Raw genomic sequence first — 16,545 nt, forward strand, 5'->3', positions numbered from 1 at the left:
TAATTCTGTGACGGCCCTTCAGGGTCTCGTAAACCAGTCCCTTGGCAAGGCTGACACGGCAGCTGCCCAGCAGGTTGTCAGTGTCGGCGGTCTCGTCCTTCAGGGTGTTCTTACGGCCAGTATCTCCCGTCTTGCGGGGCATGTGGACGTCAACGCGCTCGATGCCGCGCTGACCAAGACGCTGGAAGGTGCCACGGAACTAGAGCGCGTTCTGGCAGCCGGCCCGGTCGTGCAGGCTCCTGTCGCTGAAGCTGCTGACCTCAATCAGCCTGCCCAGTGAATACGGCCAGTCTGGCGATTGTCGGTGTCATGCTCTTCGTGGGCGTGACATCGGCCTTCGGGCTCTATCGAGCCGGGGGTAAATCGCAGAAAGCCGATATGGCTGACCAGGACGTCAAAGACGCACAATCTCAGGTGGCGCAACAGCAGGCCATGGATCAGCGGGGCGCTGATGCTCCGCAGACCGTGGATGAACTGCTGGACGCCCTGGACAAGGGGAAAGCGTGATGCGGATTGTTTTGTTGTGCCTGGCACTGGCTGGATGTGCGCAGCCACGGCTAAAGGTTGTATGTCCTGCCTTGCATCCTTGGACGGCCGATTTCCAGAAGGGGATGGCGGCCGAGATCCGTGCGCACCGGCAGGACTGTCCGAATACTGTTGAGGCTGCTCTTCAGATGGAGAAGGTCAGAAAAAAATGTGGAATTTAGGTTTGCTGTTTGCAAACCGCATGAAGTTCAGTGGTCTCATTTTGCATTGCGAATGCCAACTTTCCCATTGAAAAATAAGGGAAACCACACTCCTTCTAAGCTGTGGGTCGCTGGTTCGAATCCAGCAGGGCGCGCCAGCCTGCTTAACAGCAGCGCCGCGCGCCTAGCAATCTTCAAAAAATTAGTTGGCAGGATTGTTCTTGCTATAGGCATCCCGAAGAACCTTTTCCATTGCTGGTTCTGGTGATCCGAGAAGAGTCTGCTTCAAGGCGCTGTTAGCCTTTATCGACAAAAGCCCCCATGCGCCTGAATGGTCGTTTGCCATGACGATTTCTAGCTGCTGCGCCGCACAGTCGTGGGGCTTGCACATGTGACCCAGTGCATAGCGTTTTCCATCCTGAGAAAAATATTCCACAGGAGTTGATGTGCCCTGTCCTGATACGACCCAGGCCGGCAATGTAATCATGCTTTTATAGGCCTCCTTGAAGCCCGAACGGCTCAGGAGCTCCTGTGTCGTTGGAACTTCTGCAGACGCAAGTGAGGTGGAGAGTGCGATAAGGGGTAACATCGCTGCGAATAATTTCAGTTTCATATGTAGTGTCCTCTCCAGCCGAGCTCGTTCAGTCAGACAAAGTGATTCCGTTGCTCCTCAGTTTCTGGAGGAGGGCGCTTTGGTCCGCGTTGATGCCACGGCAGGCCTCAAGCGCGATGTCTGTCCTAAAGCCACAGCGCATGGCGTCCTCAGCAGTTGCCGCGACACAGAAATCAAGCGCCAGGCCACAGATCACAACATGGTTGATGGAAAGGCCGCTGAGGAGCGCATTCAGGCCCGTAGAGGTGACATGGTCATTGTCGAAGAACGCTGAGTAGCTATCCCGATTCTGCGCCATTCCTTTGTGAATGATATGGCTGATCGGGCTAAGATCGAGAGATTTTGGAAAATCAGCACCTGACGACGCTGCAACACAATGTTCGGGCCAAGGTCCGCCTTGTGGCGCGAAAGAGCAGTGATTTGCGGGATGCCAGTCCTGAGTGGCAACCACTGCCTCAAAGCCGAGATGGGACAGGGTATTAACCTGAGCAATGATTTCATCGCCTTTAGGAACAGCCAAGGCTCCATGAGGCAAAAAATCATTCTGGACGTCGACGATAATCAGAGCTGAGTGCTGGAAATCAGGCAAAGGAGCAATCTTCCGAGGCTGAGGCAGGAGCCATGTCCTGCAGAACGCATTGTGCGATCTTAATCAGCCTCCATGCCTGGAAAAAAGGTTTCCCGTTAGAGGCGTGTCACCAGAAGCTGGTTAATCCGGAAGCCTTCAACGTCCACAACTTCGAATCGGAAGCCTGAAGATTCGACGCTATCGGCCTTTCGGGCCATGCGACGCAGGCGATTCATCACGAAGCCACCAACGGTATCGAAATTCTGGGCATCGTCGAAAATCGGAATATCGAGCTCGCGAATGACGTCACCGATTGGTGCTGCGCCATCAATAAGCCAGGAGTTGGCATCACGGCGAACAATGGCCTGCTCTTCAAATGGGCTGACCAGACCATCCATGAGGGCGCCCATGATGTCCTTGTAGGTGATGAGGCCCACGACTAGGCCGTACTCATTCACGATCAGTGCAAAGCCTGCGGAATGAGCATCAAACTGCGCGAGAGTTTCCCACAGGTTCAGCGTGTCGGGCAGGGATAAGACATCCCGACGCATTTTGAAGATCTGGCTTGCGACGGGAGTCAGGCTCTCCTTGGATTGCGGCTCATCCACAACAGCAACCAGAACGTCTTCTGCGCGAATAGACCCGATCACGCGATCCAGACCGCCATCGCAAAGAGGATAACGGGAGTAGGGACGCACGCGAACCTTGTCCCGCTGGCTCTCTGGTGTCTCCTGAACGTCCAGAAAGACGATCTCATCACGCGGGGTCATGGCGGACGTCACGGAGCGATCCTGAAGGCCCAGAACATTCTGAATCATCTGATGTTCCTGCTCCAGCAGGATACCAGAGGCTGTGCCCGCAGCGAGAATAGCGCGCAGATCTTCAGGCGTTACAGGTTCGACAGTGGCCGCAGCTGGGATTTTCATCACGCGCAGAAGCACATCGGATACGCGCGAAAAGACCCAGACCGCAGGATACAGAACCTTCAACGCCAAGGCAGGGAACCACCCAACCTTAAGAGCGATCCGATCCGGTGCATTCATTGCAATCCGCTTGGGAAGCAGATCCGCGAACAGGACGAAAAGTCCCGTAATAAGAATGAAGGAGCAGGCCGAGCCGCCCTTGGCCGAAAGAGACGGCGAAAAGCCCATGAGCTGAAAGCCGTCTGCGATGGGCTCGCTCAACATCGATTCGCTGATGATACCGCCAAGAACGCCAACGGCATTCAGGCAGATCTGCAGGACAGTAATGACCTGCCCGCTGTTGCGACGGAGCTTAAGGAAGGCAACGGCTCGTGGATCGCCGGCTTCTGCTTTCGAGCGAAGCCTGACGTCACGAGCTGCGGCGAAGGAAATCTCTGAAAGAGAGATCAGAATGGAGACCGCGATCAGGACGACGGTCGCGAGAAGGCCCAGCAGGAGAAGAACAATCATGTGCTGGGTGTAAGAAGAAACTTGCATGCAGGCGGCATCATACTCCGAAGACACCAGAACACGCCAATTATCTTCGGGTGGCAGCCATGCAGGTCCTCAATGTCTTAAAACTGTCAAATCCCTGCCAATGTTCTCCAACCGGCTTCATCAACAGTTTCGAGCCCCAGATCAGCAGCCTTCTTTGCTTTTGATCCGGCTTTTTCTCCCAGCACAACCAGAGACGTCTTTTTGGAAACACTATCGGTTACCTGTGCCCCAAGACGCTCCGCGATCGCTTTTGCTTCGGGGCGGGTCATTGTGGTCAGGGTGCCAGTGAAGACGATGGTTTTACCCGAGAGGTGGCCTTCGGACGGTGCTTCTTCCGCTTCAATTGTGTGAAGTTGCTGCCGCAGATCATCAAGAGTTTCGACGTTGTGGGCTTCTGAAAAGAATGCGACCAGTTCGTCTGCAATCGCACCACCAACGCCCATGATGGAATCTAATGCTTCCCGCTCTTCGCTGCCCGCGTTTGCGGCTACCATTGCGTCGCGCCAGGCTTCAAAGGTGCCGTAATGCCGCGCAAGCAACTGGGCGTTACGCTCTCCAATCCGGCGAATTCCAAGACCAAAAATGAGCCTGGCCAGAGATATGGTCCGTCGCTCATCAATCGCCTGGAGAAGATTCCTGACGGAGAGCTCTCCCCAGCCGTCCCGTTTTTGAAGTTCATCCTGATGTGCGCTCAGGCGAAAAATATCACCTGGTCGAAGGACGTAGCCCGCAGCATGAAATTCTCGGATGCTGCGGTCTCCGAGGCCGTCAATGTCGAACGCGCCTCGTGACACCATGTGGATGAGGCGTTCCACAACCTGTGCCTCACAGGTCAGTCCGCCCGTACAGCGGCGCACGGCTTCTCCATGAACACGCTCAGCCAGTGATCCGCAGACCGGGCAATGATCAGGGAAGACATATCGCGGGCTGCGTGGCTCATCGCTTTCCACAACGCCCAGAATTTGTGGAATGACATCTCCGGCACGTTGAAGGCGAACCAGATCGCCATCACGAACGTCTTTACGGGCGATTTCGTCTTCGTTGTGCAAAGTTGCGCGCGAAACAATCACGCCACCAACATTGACGGGCTCCAGATGAGCCACAGGAGTCAACGCGCCAGTTCGTCCGACCTGAATTTCAATCCGCAGCAGCCGGGTGATGGCCTGTTCAGCCGGGAACTTCCAGGCGATAGCCCAGCGCGGCGCGCGGCCCGCAAACCCCAGTCGGTTCTGGAGGGCTATATCGTTCAGTTTGAAAACAATGCCATCGATATCATAATCGAGGCTGGAGCGATCGAGAGAGAGCCTGTCCACATACGCGGGGATATCCCGGGCATGTTCGATTAGTTTGGACAGAGGATTAACCGTGAAGCCCCAGCGTGTCAGGGCCTCAAGATATCCTGAATGTGTTTCGCTTACAGCGGACGATGCGTAACCCTGAGCGTAGGCGAACAGGGACAAGGGTCGGCTGCGTGTGATTTCCGGGTCTAACTGCCGAAGAGATCCTGCTGCGGCATTTCGCGGATTGGCGAACGGTTTGATTCCACGCTCTGCCTGTTGCTCATTCAGGGTCAGGAAGTTCTTCTTTGAGAGGAAAACTTCACCACGGATTTCTATGACATCTGGCGCATCATCAGGGAGAGTGTGCGGAATATCCTTGAGCGTCAGCAGATTGGCCGTGACGTCTTCACCCTCAATACCGTTTCCGCGCGTGATGCCCCGGACGAATTTTCGATTTTCATACGTCAGGTTGATAGAAAGGCCGTCAATTTTGGGCTCGGCGACAAATTGAAGAGCCTGAATGCCGTCGTCATCCAGTCCCAGAAAGCGACCGGCTCGGGAAACAAATCCTTCAAATCCGTCTGCCCCAAAGACGTTATCCAGAGACAGCATCGGAACAAGGTGACGGTGCTTTCCAAAAGCCGAATCGGGTAGGGCGCCTACGCGATCGCTCGCTCCTCCCTCACGACGAAGCTCAGGGTTGGCGTCTTCCAGCTCCAGAAGCTCACGCCGGGCAGCGTCATATTCTGCGTCAGAAACCTCCGGGTCGTCCTTGCCGTGATAGGCCTCGTCCCATCGGGCGAGCAGGGTCTCAAGTTCGGCGTGACGATCGGCAGAATTCATGCGGTCTGTTCCAGAAGGCTATCTGCGGCGCCGCGTGCCGCATCAGTAATGACGTCACCCGCAAGCATCCGGGCAATTTCTTCGCGGCGGGCCTCACGGGAAAGAGGCTCTGCAAGTGTTTCAGTGCGCTCGTTGCGGATGCGCTTGGCAATGCGCAGGTGATGGTCACCTCGTGCGGCAACCTGCGGGCTGTGCGTTACGACGAGGACCTGCACGTCCTGTGCGACCTTGTGAAGCCGGTCGCCGATTGACGATGCGGTTGCGCCGCCAACGCCAGAGTCCACCTCGTCAAAGACCAGTGTTCCCACATCAGAGCGCTGGGCCAGCACAACCTTCAGCGCCAGCATCAGACGCGATAGTTCACCGCCAGAGGCCACTTTGGCCAAAGGACCGGGCGCCTGACCGGGGTTTGCCGCGATAAGAAAAGAGGATTGCTCCATGCCGCGGCTGCTCCATTGTTCGGGTGCGAGCGGGAGCAGCGAGACAATAAAACGGGCACGTTCAAGCTTGACCGGCTTCAACTCACGGCTGACGGCCTGCTCAAGTTTTTGAGCAGAGTGTTCGCGCGCCTTGGACAGAGCTTTCGCGGCTTCTTCATAGGCCAGCCGCGCTTCTGTCAGAGCGATTTCAAGCCGTGACAGTTCGGCATTACCCGAATCGAGCGCAGCCAGACGGCTTTTCAGGGACGCGAGAAAGGACGGGAGTTCGGCGACCGAGACGTTATGTTTTCTGGCTTCGGCCCGCAGGGAGAAAAGACGCTCTTCTGTCTCTTCCAGCAGCCGTGGATCACTCTCCGTATCGGCAGCAAGACGCGTTAGCAGCATTTCTGCTTCTGCTAACGCTTCCTCGGCTTTTTCCAGCGCATCCAAAGCTTCCTGAGCCTGCGCCTGATGAGTGGAGGTGCTGCCTTCAGTTTCTGCAGAAGACGGCAGCAGCCGGACCAATGCCCTGCTGGCAGACCGCAAAGCTGCGGAAGGATTTGATGAGCGTCGGTCACGCGGCGTCAGTTCAGAAAGGGCGGCGGCAACAGCCTCTCCGCGACGTTCATCTTGCTGAAGACTGACACGTAGCGCGGCAAGCGACTCTTCTTCGCCTTCCTGAGGAGCCAAAGTCGAGAGGTCATCGACGGTTGCGCGCAGCCACTCTTCTTCGCGCGCAGCAGCATCCATTTCGGAACGTGCTTTTGCGAGGGCTGTGCGGGCATTGGCCCATTGATGAAATGTTGCGGCAGTTCGCGCCAGAAGGTCCCGTTTGACGCCGAATGCATCCAGCAAATTCAGGTGAGTGCTCTGATCGGCGAGGCCCATCTGCTCGTGCTGGCCCTGGATTTCCACGAGTTGAGACGCGATACGCCGCAGGAGGCTAATTCCGACAGGCTGATCCGAGACATAAGCGCGTGAGCGTCCATCAGGCGTGACGATACGGCGCAGCACCAGAGGCTCCGAAGCTTCCTCCAGTGCGATTCCCTGTTCACTCAGGAGAGTGAAAACAGGATGCCCGGACGGAACTTCAAAGATGGCAGCCACACTGGCTTGCGCTGCCCCGGAGCGGATCAGTCCAGCATTGGCACGGTCGCCGAGGGCAAGGCCAAGGCTATCGAGCAGGATGGATTTACCAGCACCGGTCTCGCCCGTCAGAACGGTGAGACCAGCGGCCAAGGTCAGATCGAGCTTTTCGATCAGAACGACGTCACGGATCGAGAGATGGGTCAGCATGACGGGAATGTTGTGTGTGGTGAGGCGTGTTTCAAACGCCTCACATCAGAATACGCTATGCCAGGCGCGGGAAAAAAATCCACGCGGCTTGCTGGACGTCTTGGTCGGCTGCTTGAACTCACTGGACAGCAGCTTGTTATCCCGCAGATTTGCATAGGCATAGCGGTACCACTGACTGTCTGGATAGTTGTAGCCCAGTACGGATGCCGTCTGTCTGGCCTGATCCTTGAGACCGAGCGCCAAATAGACTTCGACAAGACGCTCCAGCGCTTCAGCTACGTGATTCGTGGTCTGGAAATCCTGCACGACACGCTGATAACGCGTCATTGCGGCTTCATAGTTGCGCTGCTGCTGATACCAGCGGCCAACCAGCATTTCCTTACCTGCAAGATGATCACGGCAAAGATCAATCTTTAGCTGGGCATCACGTGCGTACGCTGTCTGCGGGAAGCGGGTAATAACCTCTTCCAGCGCATCAAGGGCTTCAACCGTTCCCTGCTGGTCACGCTGCACGTCAGCGATCTGCTCATAATAGCAAAGGGCGCGCAGATAGAAGGCATAGGCCGCATCAGGGCTGGTCGGGTGGAGCTGGAGATAACGCTCAAGCTGCTGAACCGAAAGCGCATACTCACCTTGCAGGTAGTAGGCATAGCCTTCCATCAGCTCGGCATTGCCGGTGAAACCGGAGTACGGATAGTTCTGCTGAAGCAGCTCGAATTCGCCGCCCGCCAGTTCATATCGGCCGGAATGAAGAGCATCGATACCGTAGTTATACAGCGTCTCTGCGTCAGCAGCCTTTGGAATGACCGGCTTCTCATGCTTGTGAGAAAGCAATGAACAGCCTGACAGAAGCAGCAAACCGCTTACGGCCGCAGCCTTCAGAACAAGACCCCGTCCGTTCCAGGACACTTCGAAATGATGCTGAGTGCTGCTTGCCATACCTGCTCTTCCCGTGAAGCCCGTCTTATATCACGGGAATGCGGGGACGAAAGACCCGCCATTTAACCTTAGGCTGCGACGCGTGTGCGACGGTGGCCCCGTGCTGAAACGGTAGAGGTCGGAGTTTCAAAACGCCAGTTTTTCTGATCTGAAAAAACGCTGCGCAGAAGCTCGTTATTAATTTTGTGACCAGATTTATGGCCGATGAATCCCGCTTTCAGGCGGTAGCCGCAGCAATACAGATCACCGATAGCATCAAGAAGCTTATGTCGGGCAAATTCCCGCTCGATTTTCAGACCTGCTGGATTAAGAATGGTCTTACCATCCACTACGACAGCATTGTCGAGAGAGCCTCCACGGGCGAGGCCAATACTTTGAAGATATTCAATGTCCTTCCGGTTCACAAAAGTACGGCAGAAAGACACTTCTTCTAGAAAGCGAGCCGGATCAAGCTGCATGGCATAGCGCTGACACCCAATGGCTTCAGCATCAAAATTTAACGAAATTGCAAGAGAAAGACCGCGTTGAGCCGGGCGCAGCTCGGCAAAAGCACCGTTGTCGCCTTCAACCCGGACGTTTCGAAGAATTTCGATAATTTTTCGTGGCGTATCTAGCGTTTTCTTCCCTGCGCATCGTAGCAGAAAAGCAAACGCATCTGCCGAACCGTCCAGAACCGGTAATTCCGGACCACTAACCGAAATGAACGCGTTATCGATTTCCAAGGCGTTAAGGGCCGCCATCAGGTGCTCAATAGTTGCCACGCGCAGAGAAGGATCATTTTTGCAGGCAACAACAGTCGAAAGTTTGGTGTCGATAATCCGGTCATAGAGAGCGGGAAACGAAGGAGAGCCGGGGTAATCGCTCCGCTGAAAGCGAATACCTGTATCCGCTTCGGCTGGAGAAATTTCCAGATCGACATCAAGTCCACTGTGAAGGGCGATGCCGCGGCAAGATATAGGAGAATGAAGAGTTGTCTGCAGGTTCTTCAAATCGGGACGCTCAGAGAAAAGAGGCGTCTGCGTGCTGTCAGACGCGCTGGAAAGTAGCGGGCGGACCTTTCGATCTGCTGGAACCGACTTTCCATGATGCGCTGGCGTAACCTGCATGAATCCCCCGACGATTTAGACTGGCTTATAATAAAACCCAGTCATCGCCGGAGTGCCATTCAATGATTGTTGCCGGATATTACCTGACTGCTTTCCTGCGATGCGCAGGATTTTGCAGGAAAGCAGTTTGCCTATTCAGCGACGCAGATAGGTCGGGATATCAAGCGTAGAATCATCGCTCCCATCCGACGGCGCTTGGTTATGGCGCTGGTCGGAGGGGTTATGATGATCGGTCTGCTGATATGCGTCACGGCTGTTCTGCTCCGTGCGCGGGGCTTGCGGAGCTGCTTGCTGCGGGGCCGGACGGCTACGGAAGGCGCCCGTCATAAGGCCGAAAATGCTGCGTGGGGCTTCTGGAGCTGGTGCACGCGGCGGCTCGGAAAACAGGCCAGCGCGCGGGGAGCGCGGTGCTGCATCGTCCTGCGGGGCTGCGACGTGCGGCGGCTGAGGGGCCGCATGTGGCGGGGGGGCAACCGGGCTTTCCGCAGCCGGGGGCGGCGATGCAGGCTGCTGTGATGCATTGGGATCAAGATTGAAGTTTGGGCGTGGCGGCCCACCAGCATAGGTCGATCCCGGTTGGAACGTCTGAGGAGCCTGACGATTTTGAGCAGACGTATCGCGGGATGCCGCAGCAGAAGGGGCCTGCTGGGGAGCCGCCGCAGGCGTCGTCTCTGTATTGTTCGGATCGTTTCTGGACTGGGTGTCGATGCCCGTCGCCACAACGGACACGCGAATACGCCCGTTCATGTTTTCATCGATCAGAGCACCAAAGATGATGTTGGCTTCTTCGGCAACTTCTTCACGAATACGATCGGCAGCTGCATTCACTTCGTAAAGTGTCAGATCTTCACCACCTGTGATGTTGATCAGCAGGCCGCGGGCGCCAGCCATGGACGCATCTTCAAGCAGTGGGTTGGAGATGGCGCGCTCGGCAGCGGCAACGGCGCGATCTTCACCGTCGTCTTCCGTGGTGGCTTCGCCGGTGCCCATCATGGCCTTGCCCATCTCTTCCATCACGGCTTTCACGTCCGCAAAGTCGAGATTGATGAGGCCCGGAGAGACCATCAGGTCCGTAATGCCGCGAACACCCATGTTCAGGACGTTGTCAGCCATTTTAAAGGCTTCACGGAACGTCGTGTTCTGGTTTGCGGAATTGAACAGGTTCTGGTTCGGAATAACAATCAGGGTGTCGACGTGCTTTTGAAGCTCGGCAATACCGGATTCAGCAGCCAGCGTGCGGCGACGACCTTCAAAGTTGAAGGGCTTCGACACCACACCAACTGTCAGAACGCCACGTTCACGGGCCATGCGCGCAATAACCGGGGCCGCACCCGTACCCGTACCACCGCCCATACCGGCTGTGATGAAGACCAGATTCGCCCCTTCGAGCTGACGCTCGATTTCCTGTGCAGCTTCTTCAGCAGCTTCGCGGCCGATTTCCGGCTTGGCGCCTGCGCCGAGGCCGCGTGTCAGATGGGGGCCAAGCTGGACGCGGCGTTCAGCCTTGGAGTGGGCGAGCTGCTGCGCATCCGTGTTGGCAACAACGAACTCGACGCCCTTGAGCTCCGAATCGATCATGTTGTTGACGGCATTCGTGCCACCACCACCAACACCGACGACGGTAATGCGCGGGGCCAGTTCAACGTGAGAGTTCGGGGTCGGGGTAAGGTTCAAAGTCATGATCAGGTCCGGAACTGCGAGGAAGCAACGGAAAAAAGGGCGTTATTTTCTGTGTAGCTCATCCACGGTCGCGGATGAACCCCACGAGACGTTTCAGAAGGCTGCCAGATCGAGGTTCCGGGGTTGAAATGTCCCCAAAGTCACGATCTGCGCCCGCTGCCCAGGCCAGAAGCCCCGCAGCGGTGGAAAAACCGGCCGAAGCTGCAGCAGTCTCCGGCAGGCCATGAACGTTCAGCGGTTTGCCCATGCGAACAGGCCGGGCAAGAATGCGTGTTGCGACAGGCACAATGCCTTCCATCAGGGAAGCTCCGCCTGTCAGAACAACACGCCCGTTGGCGAGACGCCCCAGACCTGCATTGTCCAGAGCATGGCGCACAAGTTCAAGTGTCTCTTCAACGCGAGGCTGAATAACGGAGATCACTTTCGAGCGCGGAATACGGGCCAAACGGTCCCGGCCTTCTCCAATGAGGGGCACGGACAGGATTTCGCGTTGATCGTCGGATCCAAGCTGTGCCGCACCATACATGGTTTTCAGGCGCTCTGCAGTTTCCAGAGATGTCGAAAGAACGCCCGCAATATCACGGGTAACATGGAGGCCACCAACAGGGATTTGCGCCGTATGGATCAGTCGGCCTTCACAGAAAACTGCGAGAGAGGTGGTTCCGCCTCCCATTTCCACGACGGTAACGCCTAAATCACGTTCTTCGTCAGCCAGCACGGCAACGCCAGAAGCAAAGGGGCTGGAAACCAGTCCGTCGAGTTTGAGCTCTGAATGCTGAAGAACGGTATCCAGTGTGCGGAGAGCACTGGAGTTCATGTCAACAACATGCAGTTTCGTCGCCAGCTGTTCACACTGATGGCCACGCGGATCAGCAATGCCCGGCATGGAGTCAACGACATACCCGATGGGAAGGGTATGGATGACGTCCCGGCCTTCTGACCATGCACGAGCCTGACCGTCCGTGATCAGGCGCTGAACATCTCCATCCGTCACTTCACGACCACCGATGGGCATGTGGGCATCGATTAGGCGGCTTCGGGGATGACCGCAGGACAGATTGACGACCAGTGAGTCCATTCGTCGCTCTGCGGCTTCCTCTGCCTGACCAACGGTGGCGCGAATAGCAGCCTCAGCTTCACGAATATCCACGATCGACCCAGATCGAATTCCGTGGGAGCGCCGCCAGCCATAACCCAGAACCTGAATGGAACCATCCGGCTCACCCTTGCCAATGAGGCAGGTCATTTTCGTCGTGCCGATATCCAGCGCACCGAAAACGCCATTGCGCCAGACACGAGGTTTGGATGTCTCTTCCGGAGGCAGCGGCAGGATTTCACGTGATGCGCGGTTCAGCGCAACTTCGCGTTCGCCACCCACAGGGATCAGGGACCGGCCCCGCAGACCACCCCGGCGGCGAAAGGCCGGAAGATCGGACGTTGGTGTAAGATCGGTCATGGCTGCTGTGTCGTCTGGCTGCTGTCAGAAGGAGGGGCGGGTGTGTCTGTTTTGGGTGTGTCAGGAGGAGGTGTGGGCGCAGGTGTCTGATGAATGACCATGCGATCTGGAAGGCGCATGTCAATCGAGACGACAGGCCGATCCAGCAGGTTCATGCTTGTCTGATATTGCGCGAGACGTGCAAACGCTGCGGCCTCTTCGCCTTCGGGGAGCATGACAGTTGTCCCGTCTTTCAGGGTCACATTCCAGCGCCTGTTTCCCACACGAATGAGGGCGGTCACACGGGATTTGACATCCGGCTGTTTGACTAAAGCGTCAATGACGACGGACGCGGCAGTATTGGCACCATCGCCAACGACAAGCGGTAGCTGAAGAAAAGCCTGAGCATTCTTGCCTGTCATGCCCTGATCGGGAACTTCTTCGCCGGCCTGATTAATGAGCGAAAAATGCCCATGCGTTTGCCAGACGGCGATGGGTGTACGTTCGGTCAGGTTGATGATGATCGTATCCGGCATCCGCCGCTCGACGGTCGCATGATCCACGAAGGGAAGTTCATCAATGCGCTGGCGTGCGGCTTCAACAGAAAAACCGAAAATTGGGTGGCCAGTACTTGTTCCCAGGGCTTCGTAAATTGATGCTTCGCTGGTCATGCCACGACCATTGATGATGACGTGCCGGATAGGCAGTGGCTCCATGGCAACAAGCTTGGCTCTTAGCGGAGCAAAACGCTCCTCCGACGCTGCGTCATACAGCAGGCGCGCTCCTACTCCTCCCAGTCCGACCACGACAAGGAATACGATTCCTGGGCGAATCAGTTTCCGTTGACGGCGCAGGAACAGTTTCGTCCGTGACGGCCGGTCCTCGTAAGGCGGCATCGGCGCCGGGCGGAAAGCCGGGTCACGTCGGAAATCGGGTTCCTGAGGGCGGGAGTCCCTGCGCATCAGCGGGTCAGTGCCTCATGAACCAGCCAGTCACAAAGATCCGGGTAGGAGATGCCGCAATATGCAGCCTGTTCCGGCAGCAGTGAGGTCGGGGTCATGCCGGGCTGCGTGTTAACCTCGAGAACGATCAGCGTGTCTGTCTCGTCATCGTAGCGGAAATCCGTTCTGCTAGCGCCAGAACATCCCAAAATCTGATGAGCACGCAGAGCATAATCCAGTGCACGCTCGGTCACGCTTTCTGGCAGCTCTGCCGGGACGACGTGCCGGGAGCCACCAGATTTGTACTTCGCTTCGAAATCGTAGAATGCAGCCGTTTCGGCAGGCAGAATGTCGGTTACGGCCAGAGCGCGATCGCCCATGACGCCCGCAGTCAGCTCACGGCCCGGCACGAAGGCTTCAACAAGAGCTTCTTTGCCGAAGCGCCAGTTCTTTGCGATTTCGGCACGACGGTTGTCACCCTGGCGGATAATTTCAACGCCGACCGACGATCCTTCTGCAACGGGCTTCACAACGTACGGAACGGGCAGCGGGTCTGCTTCTGCCAGTTCTTCAGGCGTGATGACACGGCCTTCCGCAATGGGAAGTCCCGCTGCCGCGAGCAGCATACGGGTTGCTCCCTTGTCCATTGCGACAGCAGAGGCGCGGATACCGGAGTGTGTATACGGAAGTCCCATCCATTCCAGCACACCCTGAATGGCGCCATCTTCGCCTTTGGGGCCATGTAATGCATTGAAGACGACGTCAGGGGCGGCCTCTTTTAGAGCCTGGATCGTGACGGCAATATCGGCGCCGACATCGACTGGCGTTACTTCATGCCCCTTCTCGCGCAGGGCGGAGATGGCTGCATTGCCACTGACAAGGCTGACAGGTCGCTCGCTGGACGTACCGCCATATAAAACTGCGACCTTCATACTGTCTTCTCTCCTACGTCACGACGACCAATGCGTCTGATCTCCCAGTGCAGGTCAATTCCGCTGTGGTCCAGAACTTTCTTGCGAACAGTTTCCCCAAGCGTTTCAAGCTGTTCGCTATTGGCATCACCAATGTTCAGCAGGAAGTTGCAATGCTTCTCACTGACCTGAGCGCCACCCAGTGTCAGGCCACGGCAACCTGCTTCATCAATCAGCGCCCAGGCTTTGTGACCCTCCGGGTTACGAAACGTTGAGCCACCAGTGCGGGCACGAACAGGCTGGGACGCTTCGCGAGAGGCACGAATTTCTGCAAGGCGCTCCCGAATGGCATCTGGCGCGTCTGGTGTGCCACGCAGTCTGGCGCGGATGACAATAGCGCCTTCCGGCAAAGCCGAATGACGGTACGCAAAGCCCAGTTCTTCACAGGTGAGGCGACGCAACTCGCCATCTGACGTGAGAATATCCGCCCAGTCGAGAATGGCATTGATGTCCGAACCGTAAGCGCCAGCATTCATGCGCACAGCCCCACCGATGGACCCGGGAATCCCGACCAGAAACTCCAGCCCCGCCAGTCCTGCTGCCGCACTGTGCTCTGCCACCGTGACGTCCAGAGCCGCAGCGCCCACTACTAGGCCGTCAGTCTGGGCTTCAATGTCCGAGAAACCACGGGCCAGCCGGACCACCACGCCTTCAATACCACCATCGCGAATGATGACATTTGAGCATGCGCCCAGAACTGTCAGGGGCATGTCGACGGGGCGGTTCCGCAGCAGATCAGCCAGATCATCTGCGTCTTCTGGCACGAACAGCCAGTCAGCCGGACCGCCAGTGCGGAACCAGGCGCGGGCTCCCAGCGGTGCATTGGCCGTCAGACGTCCGCGAAGGCCCTGAACTGGAAAGTTGTCGCTCATACAGCGCTTTCCGGCGCCGGGCTCTTGGTGTTCAGAGCTTCCAGCTCTTGCGGAAGGGTCTGAGCCCACTGGGTGATTGTTCCGGCACCGAGGCAGACAACATAGTCGCCGGGCTTTGCAATTGCGTTCACCATCTCAGGAAGAAGTTCAGGTGAGGGCAATGGCACGACAGAGCGGTGTCCACGATCCCGCAGGCCTTCAACCAGAGCATCACGATCTGCGCCTTCAATCGGGCTTTCACCAGCCGCATACACGTCAGCCACGATAACGGTGTCAGCATCATTCATGCAGGTGCAGAATTCGCCGAACAGGCCTTTCAGGCGGGAATAGCGATGCGGCTGCACCACGGCGATGACGTTCTTTGCGCCTGCCTGACGGGCAGCTTTCAGGACAGCTGCAATCTCGACCGGATGGTGACCGTAATCATCAATGATCGACACGCCATTGAATTCACCCGTCCGCGTGAAACGACGCTTTACGCCCTTGAACGACGCCAGACCGGAGGCGATGACGGAATCACTGATTTCCATTTCCAGCGCCACTGCGATGGCTGCCAGAGAGTTCAGAACGTTATGATGGCCCAGCATTGGCAGGCGGAACGGACCGGCGCGACGCGTCCGGTTGCGGGCGCGGTTTGTGACCACAACCTCGAATGTTGCGCCACGCTTGTCCATCACGACCTTCTCAGCGCGAACATCTGCTTGCGGGCTGAAACCGTAAGTGATGATGCGGTGATCGGACAGGCGCGGGATCATCTGCTGAACCTGCGGATGATCCACGCACAGGACTGCAAAGCCGTAGAACGGAATGTTGGAGACGAACTGGTCATAGCCCGCCTGCATGGCTTCTTCCGTACCCCAGTGATCCAGATGCTCGGGGTCCATGTTCGTGATGACAGCAATGACCGCTGGAAGACGAAGGAATGATCCGTCGCTTTCGTCTGCTTCCACCACCATCCAGTCACCGGAGCCCATACGGGTGTTGGTGCCGTATGCCTCGATGATGCCGCCATTGATGACGGTCGGGTCCAGCTTCGCATGCTCCAGAACGCAGGCCACAAGGCTTGTCGTCGTGGTCTTGCCGTGTGTGCCGCCGATCGCGACAGACCAGCGCAGACGCATCAGTTCTGCCAGCATTTCCGCACGACGAACGACCGGGATCAGCTTTGCCCGCGCGGCAACAACCTCAGGGTTGTCTTTTTTGACGGCTGTAGAGGTCACGACAACCTGGGCGTCACCCAGATTGGAGGCATCATGTCCGATGTGGATCTGGATGCCAGCGTGTCGCAGACGCTGAACATTCGAGCTTTCCGCAATATCTGAACCCTGAACCCGGTAGCCCAGCATATGCAGGACTTCTGCAATGCCGGACATTCCGATACCGCCGATACCGACGAAATGAATGGTTCCGATGTTCAGGGGCAGGGCGCGCATGGG

At 57.1% G+C, this 16,545-nt stretch carries 15 protein-coding genes; 2 read left to right on the plus strand and 13 right to left on the minus strand.

Going from position 1 to position 16,545, the window contains the following annotated elements; all coding sequences use genetic code 11:
• Together JN414_RS06935 and JN414_RS06940 are read left to right on the plus strand one after the other, a co-directional pair.
• Window positions 1-280: hypothetical protein (locus JN414_RS06935; RefSeq protein WP_202207289.1), on the plus strand; the 280-nt coding region annotated here is incomplete at its 5' end.
• Window positions 277-507 carry a hypothetical protein gene (locus tag JN414_RS06940; protein WP_202207290.1) on the plus strand — a complete coding sequence of 77 codons (231 nt, stop codon included), beginning with the start codon at window positions 277-279 and terminating at the stop codon, window positions 505-507. The genes JN414_RS06935 and JN414_RS06940, both read left to right, overlap by 4 nt.
• A gap of 381 nt (window positions 508-888) precedes the next feature.
• Here JN414_RS06940 and JN414_RS06945 read toward each other — a convergent pair whose 3' ends face one another.
• The 13 genes from JN414_RS06945 to murC form a co-directional block, all read right to left on the minus strand.
• Window positions 889-1,299 (minus strand): Ivy family c-type lysozyme inhibitor, encoded by a 411-nt coding sequence (locus JN414_RS06945; RefSeq protein ID WP_202207291.1) that lies wholly within the window; start codon window positions 1,297-1,299, stop codon window positions 889-891.
• Window positions 1,300-1,327: 28 nt separating this feature from the next.
• Entirely contained in the window at window positions 1,328-1,888 is a 561-nt protein-coding gene (locus tag JN414_RS06950) for an isochorismatase family protein (protein ID WP_202207292.1), read from the minus strand.
• Window positions 1,889-1,983: 95 nt separating this feature from the next.
• Window positions 1,984-3,327, minus strand: a complete 1,344-nt coding sequence (locus JN414_RS06955) for a hemolysin family protein (RefSeq protein WP_046902044.1) — start codon at window positions 3,325-3,327, stop codon at window positions 1,984-1,986.
• Window positions 3,328-3,413: 86 nt separating this feature from the next.
• Entirely contained in the window at window positions 3,414-5,450 is a 2,037-nt protein-coding gene (ligA, locus tag JN414_RS06960) for an NAD-dependent DNA ligase LigA (RefSeq protein WP_202207293.1), read from the minus strand.
• Window positions 5,447-7,165 (minus strand): DNA repair protein RecN, encoded by a 1,719-nt coding sequence (gene recN / locus JN414_RS06965; RefSeq protein ID WP_202207294.1) that lies wholly within the window; start codon window positions 7,163-7,165, stop codon window positions 5,447-5,449. Before recN ends, ligA begins: the two co-directional genes overlap by 4 nt.
• A 45-nt stretch (window positions 7,166-7,210) precedes the next feature.
• Entirely contained in the window at window positions 7,211-8,104 is an 894-nt protein-coding gene (locus JN414_RS06970; RefSeq protein WP_046901363.1) for an outer membrane protein assembly factor BamD, read from the minus strand.
• Window positions 8,105-8,172: 68 nt separating this feature from the next.
• Window positions 8,173-9,210 (minus strand): UDP-3-O-acyl-N-acetylglucosamine deacetylase, encoded by a 1,038-nt coding sequence (lpxC, locus tag JN414_RS06975; protein ID WP_202207295.1) that lies wholly within the window; start codon window positions 9,208-9,210, stop codon window positions 8,173-8,175.
• Window positions 9,211-9,345: 135 nt separating this feature from the next.
• A complete protein-coding gene (ftsZ, locus tag JN414_RS06980; RefSeq protein ID WP_202207296.1) occupies window positions 9,346-10,890 on the minus strand; it encodes a cell division protein FtsZ in 1,545 nt (514 codons plus the stop codon).
• Between the two features lie 58 nt (window positions 10,891-10,948).
• The gene (gene ftsA / locus JN414_RS06985) at window positions 10,949-12,346 is read right to left on the minus strand and encodes a cell division protein FtsA (RefSeq protein WP_046901366.1); all 1,398 of its coding nucleotides are present in this window, start codon (window positions 12,344-12,346) and stop codon (window positions 10,949-10,951) included.
• Window positions 12,343-13,287 (minus strand): cell division protein FtsQ/DivIB, encoded by a 945-nt coding sequence (locus tag JN414_RS06990; protein ID WP_202207297.1) that lies wholly within the window; start codon window positions 13,285-13,287, stop codon window positions 12,343-12,345. Before JN414_RS06990 ends, ftsA begins: the two co-directional genes overlap by 4 nt.
• A complete protein-coding gene (locus tag JN414_RS06995) occupies window positions 13,287-14,198 on the minus strand; it encodes a D-alanine--D-alanine ligase (protein ID WP_202207298.1) in 912 nt (303 codons plus the stop codon). The genes JN414_RS06990 and JN414_RS06995 overlap by 1 nt, the downstream gene beginning before the upstream one ends.
• On the minus strand, window positions 14,195-15,109 hold the full coding sequence (gene murB / locus JN414_RS07000; protein WP_202207299.1) for a UDP-N-acetylmuramate dehydrogenase: 915 nt from the start codon (window positions 15,107-15,109) through the stop codon (window positions 14,195-14,197). Before murB ends, JN414_RS06995 begins: the two co-directional genes overlap by 4 nt.
• Window positions 15,106-16,542, minus strand: coding sequence for a UDP-N-acetylmuramate--L-alanine ligase (gene murC, locus JN414_RS07005; protein WP_046901369.1), 1,437 nt, complete (start codon window positions 16,540-16,542; stop codon window positions 15,106-15,108). The genes murB and murC overlap by 4 nt, the downstream gene beginning before the upstream one ends.
• Between the last annotated feature and the right edge of the window lie 3 nt (window positions 16,543-16,545).

This window comes from Gluconobacter sp. Gdi, assembly GCF_014132155.1.
Lineage (GTDB): Bacteria > Pseudomonadota > Alphaproteobacteria > Acetobacterales > Acetobacteraceae > Gluconobacter.

Coding starts and splice junctions, on each gene's coding strand:
- murB (WP_202207299.1), bottom strand. CDS start 15,109: ATGAGCGACAACTTTCCAGTTCAGGGCCTTCGCGGACGTCTGACGGCC.
- JN414_RS06945 (WP_202207291.1), bottom strand. CDS start 1,299: ATGAAACTGAAATTATTCGCAGCGATGTTACCCCTTATCGCACTCTCC.
- JN414_RS06970 (WP_046901363.1), bottom strand. CDS start 8,104: ATGGCAAGCAGCACTCAGCATCATTTCGAAGTGTCCTGGAACGGACGG.
- JN414_RS06955 (WP_046902044.1), bottom strand. CDS start 3,327: ATGCAAGTTTCTTCTTACACCCAGCACATGATTGTTCTTCTCCTGCTG.
- JN414_RS06995 (WP_202207298.1), bottom strand. CDS start 14,198: ATGAAGGTCGCAGTTTTATATGGCGGTACGTCCAGCGAGCGACCTGTC.
- murC (WP_046901369.1), bottom strand. CDS start 16,542: ATGCGCGCCCTGCCCCTGAACATCGGAACCATTCATTTCGTCGGTATC.
- ligA (WP_202207293.1), bottom strand. CDS start 5,450: ATGAATTCTGCCGATCGTCACGCCGAACTTGAGACCCTGCTCGCCCGA.
- ftsA (WP_046901366.1), bottom strand. CDS start 12,346: ATGACCGATCTTACACCAACGTCCGATCTTCCGGCCTTTCGCCGCCGG.
- JN414_RS06990 (WP_202207297.1), bottom strand. CDS start 13,287: ATGCGCAGGGACTCCCGCCCTCAGGAACCCGATTTCCGACGTGACCCG.
- lpxC (WP_202207295.1), bottom strand. CDS start 9,210: ATGCAGGTTACGCCAGCGCATCATGGAAAGTCGGTTCCAGCAGATCGA.
- recN (WP_202207294.1), bottom strand. CDS start 7,165: ATGCTGACCCATCTCTCGATCCGTGACGTCGTTCTGATCGAAAAGCTC.
- ftsZ (WP_202207296.1), bottom strand. CDS start 10,890: ATGACTTTGAACCTTACCCCGACCCCGAACTCTCACGTTGAACTGGCC.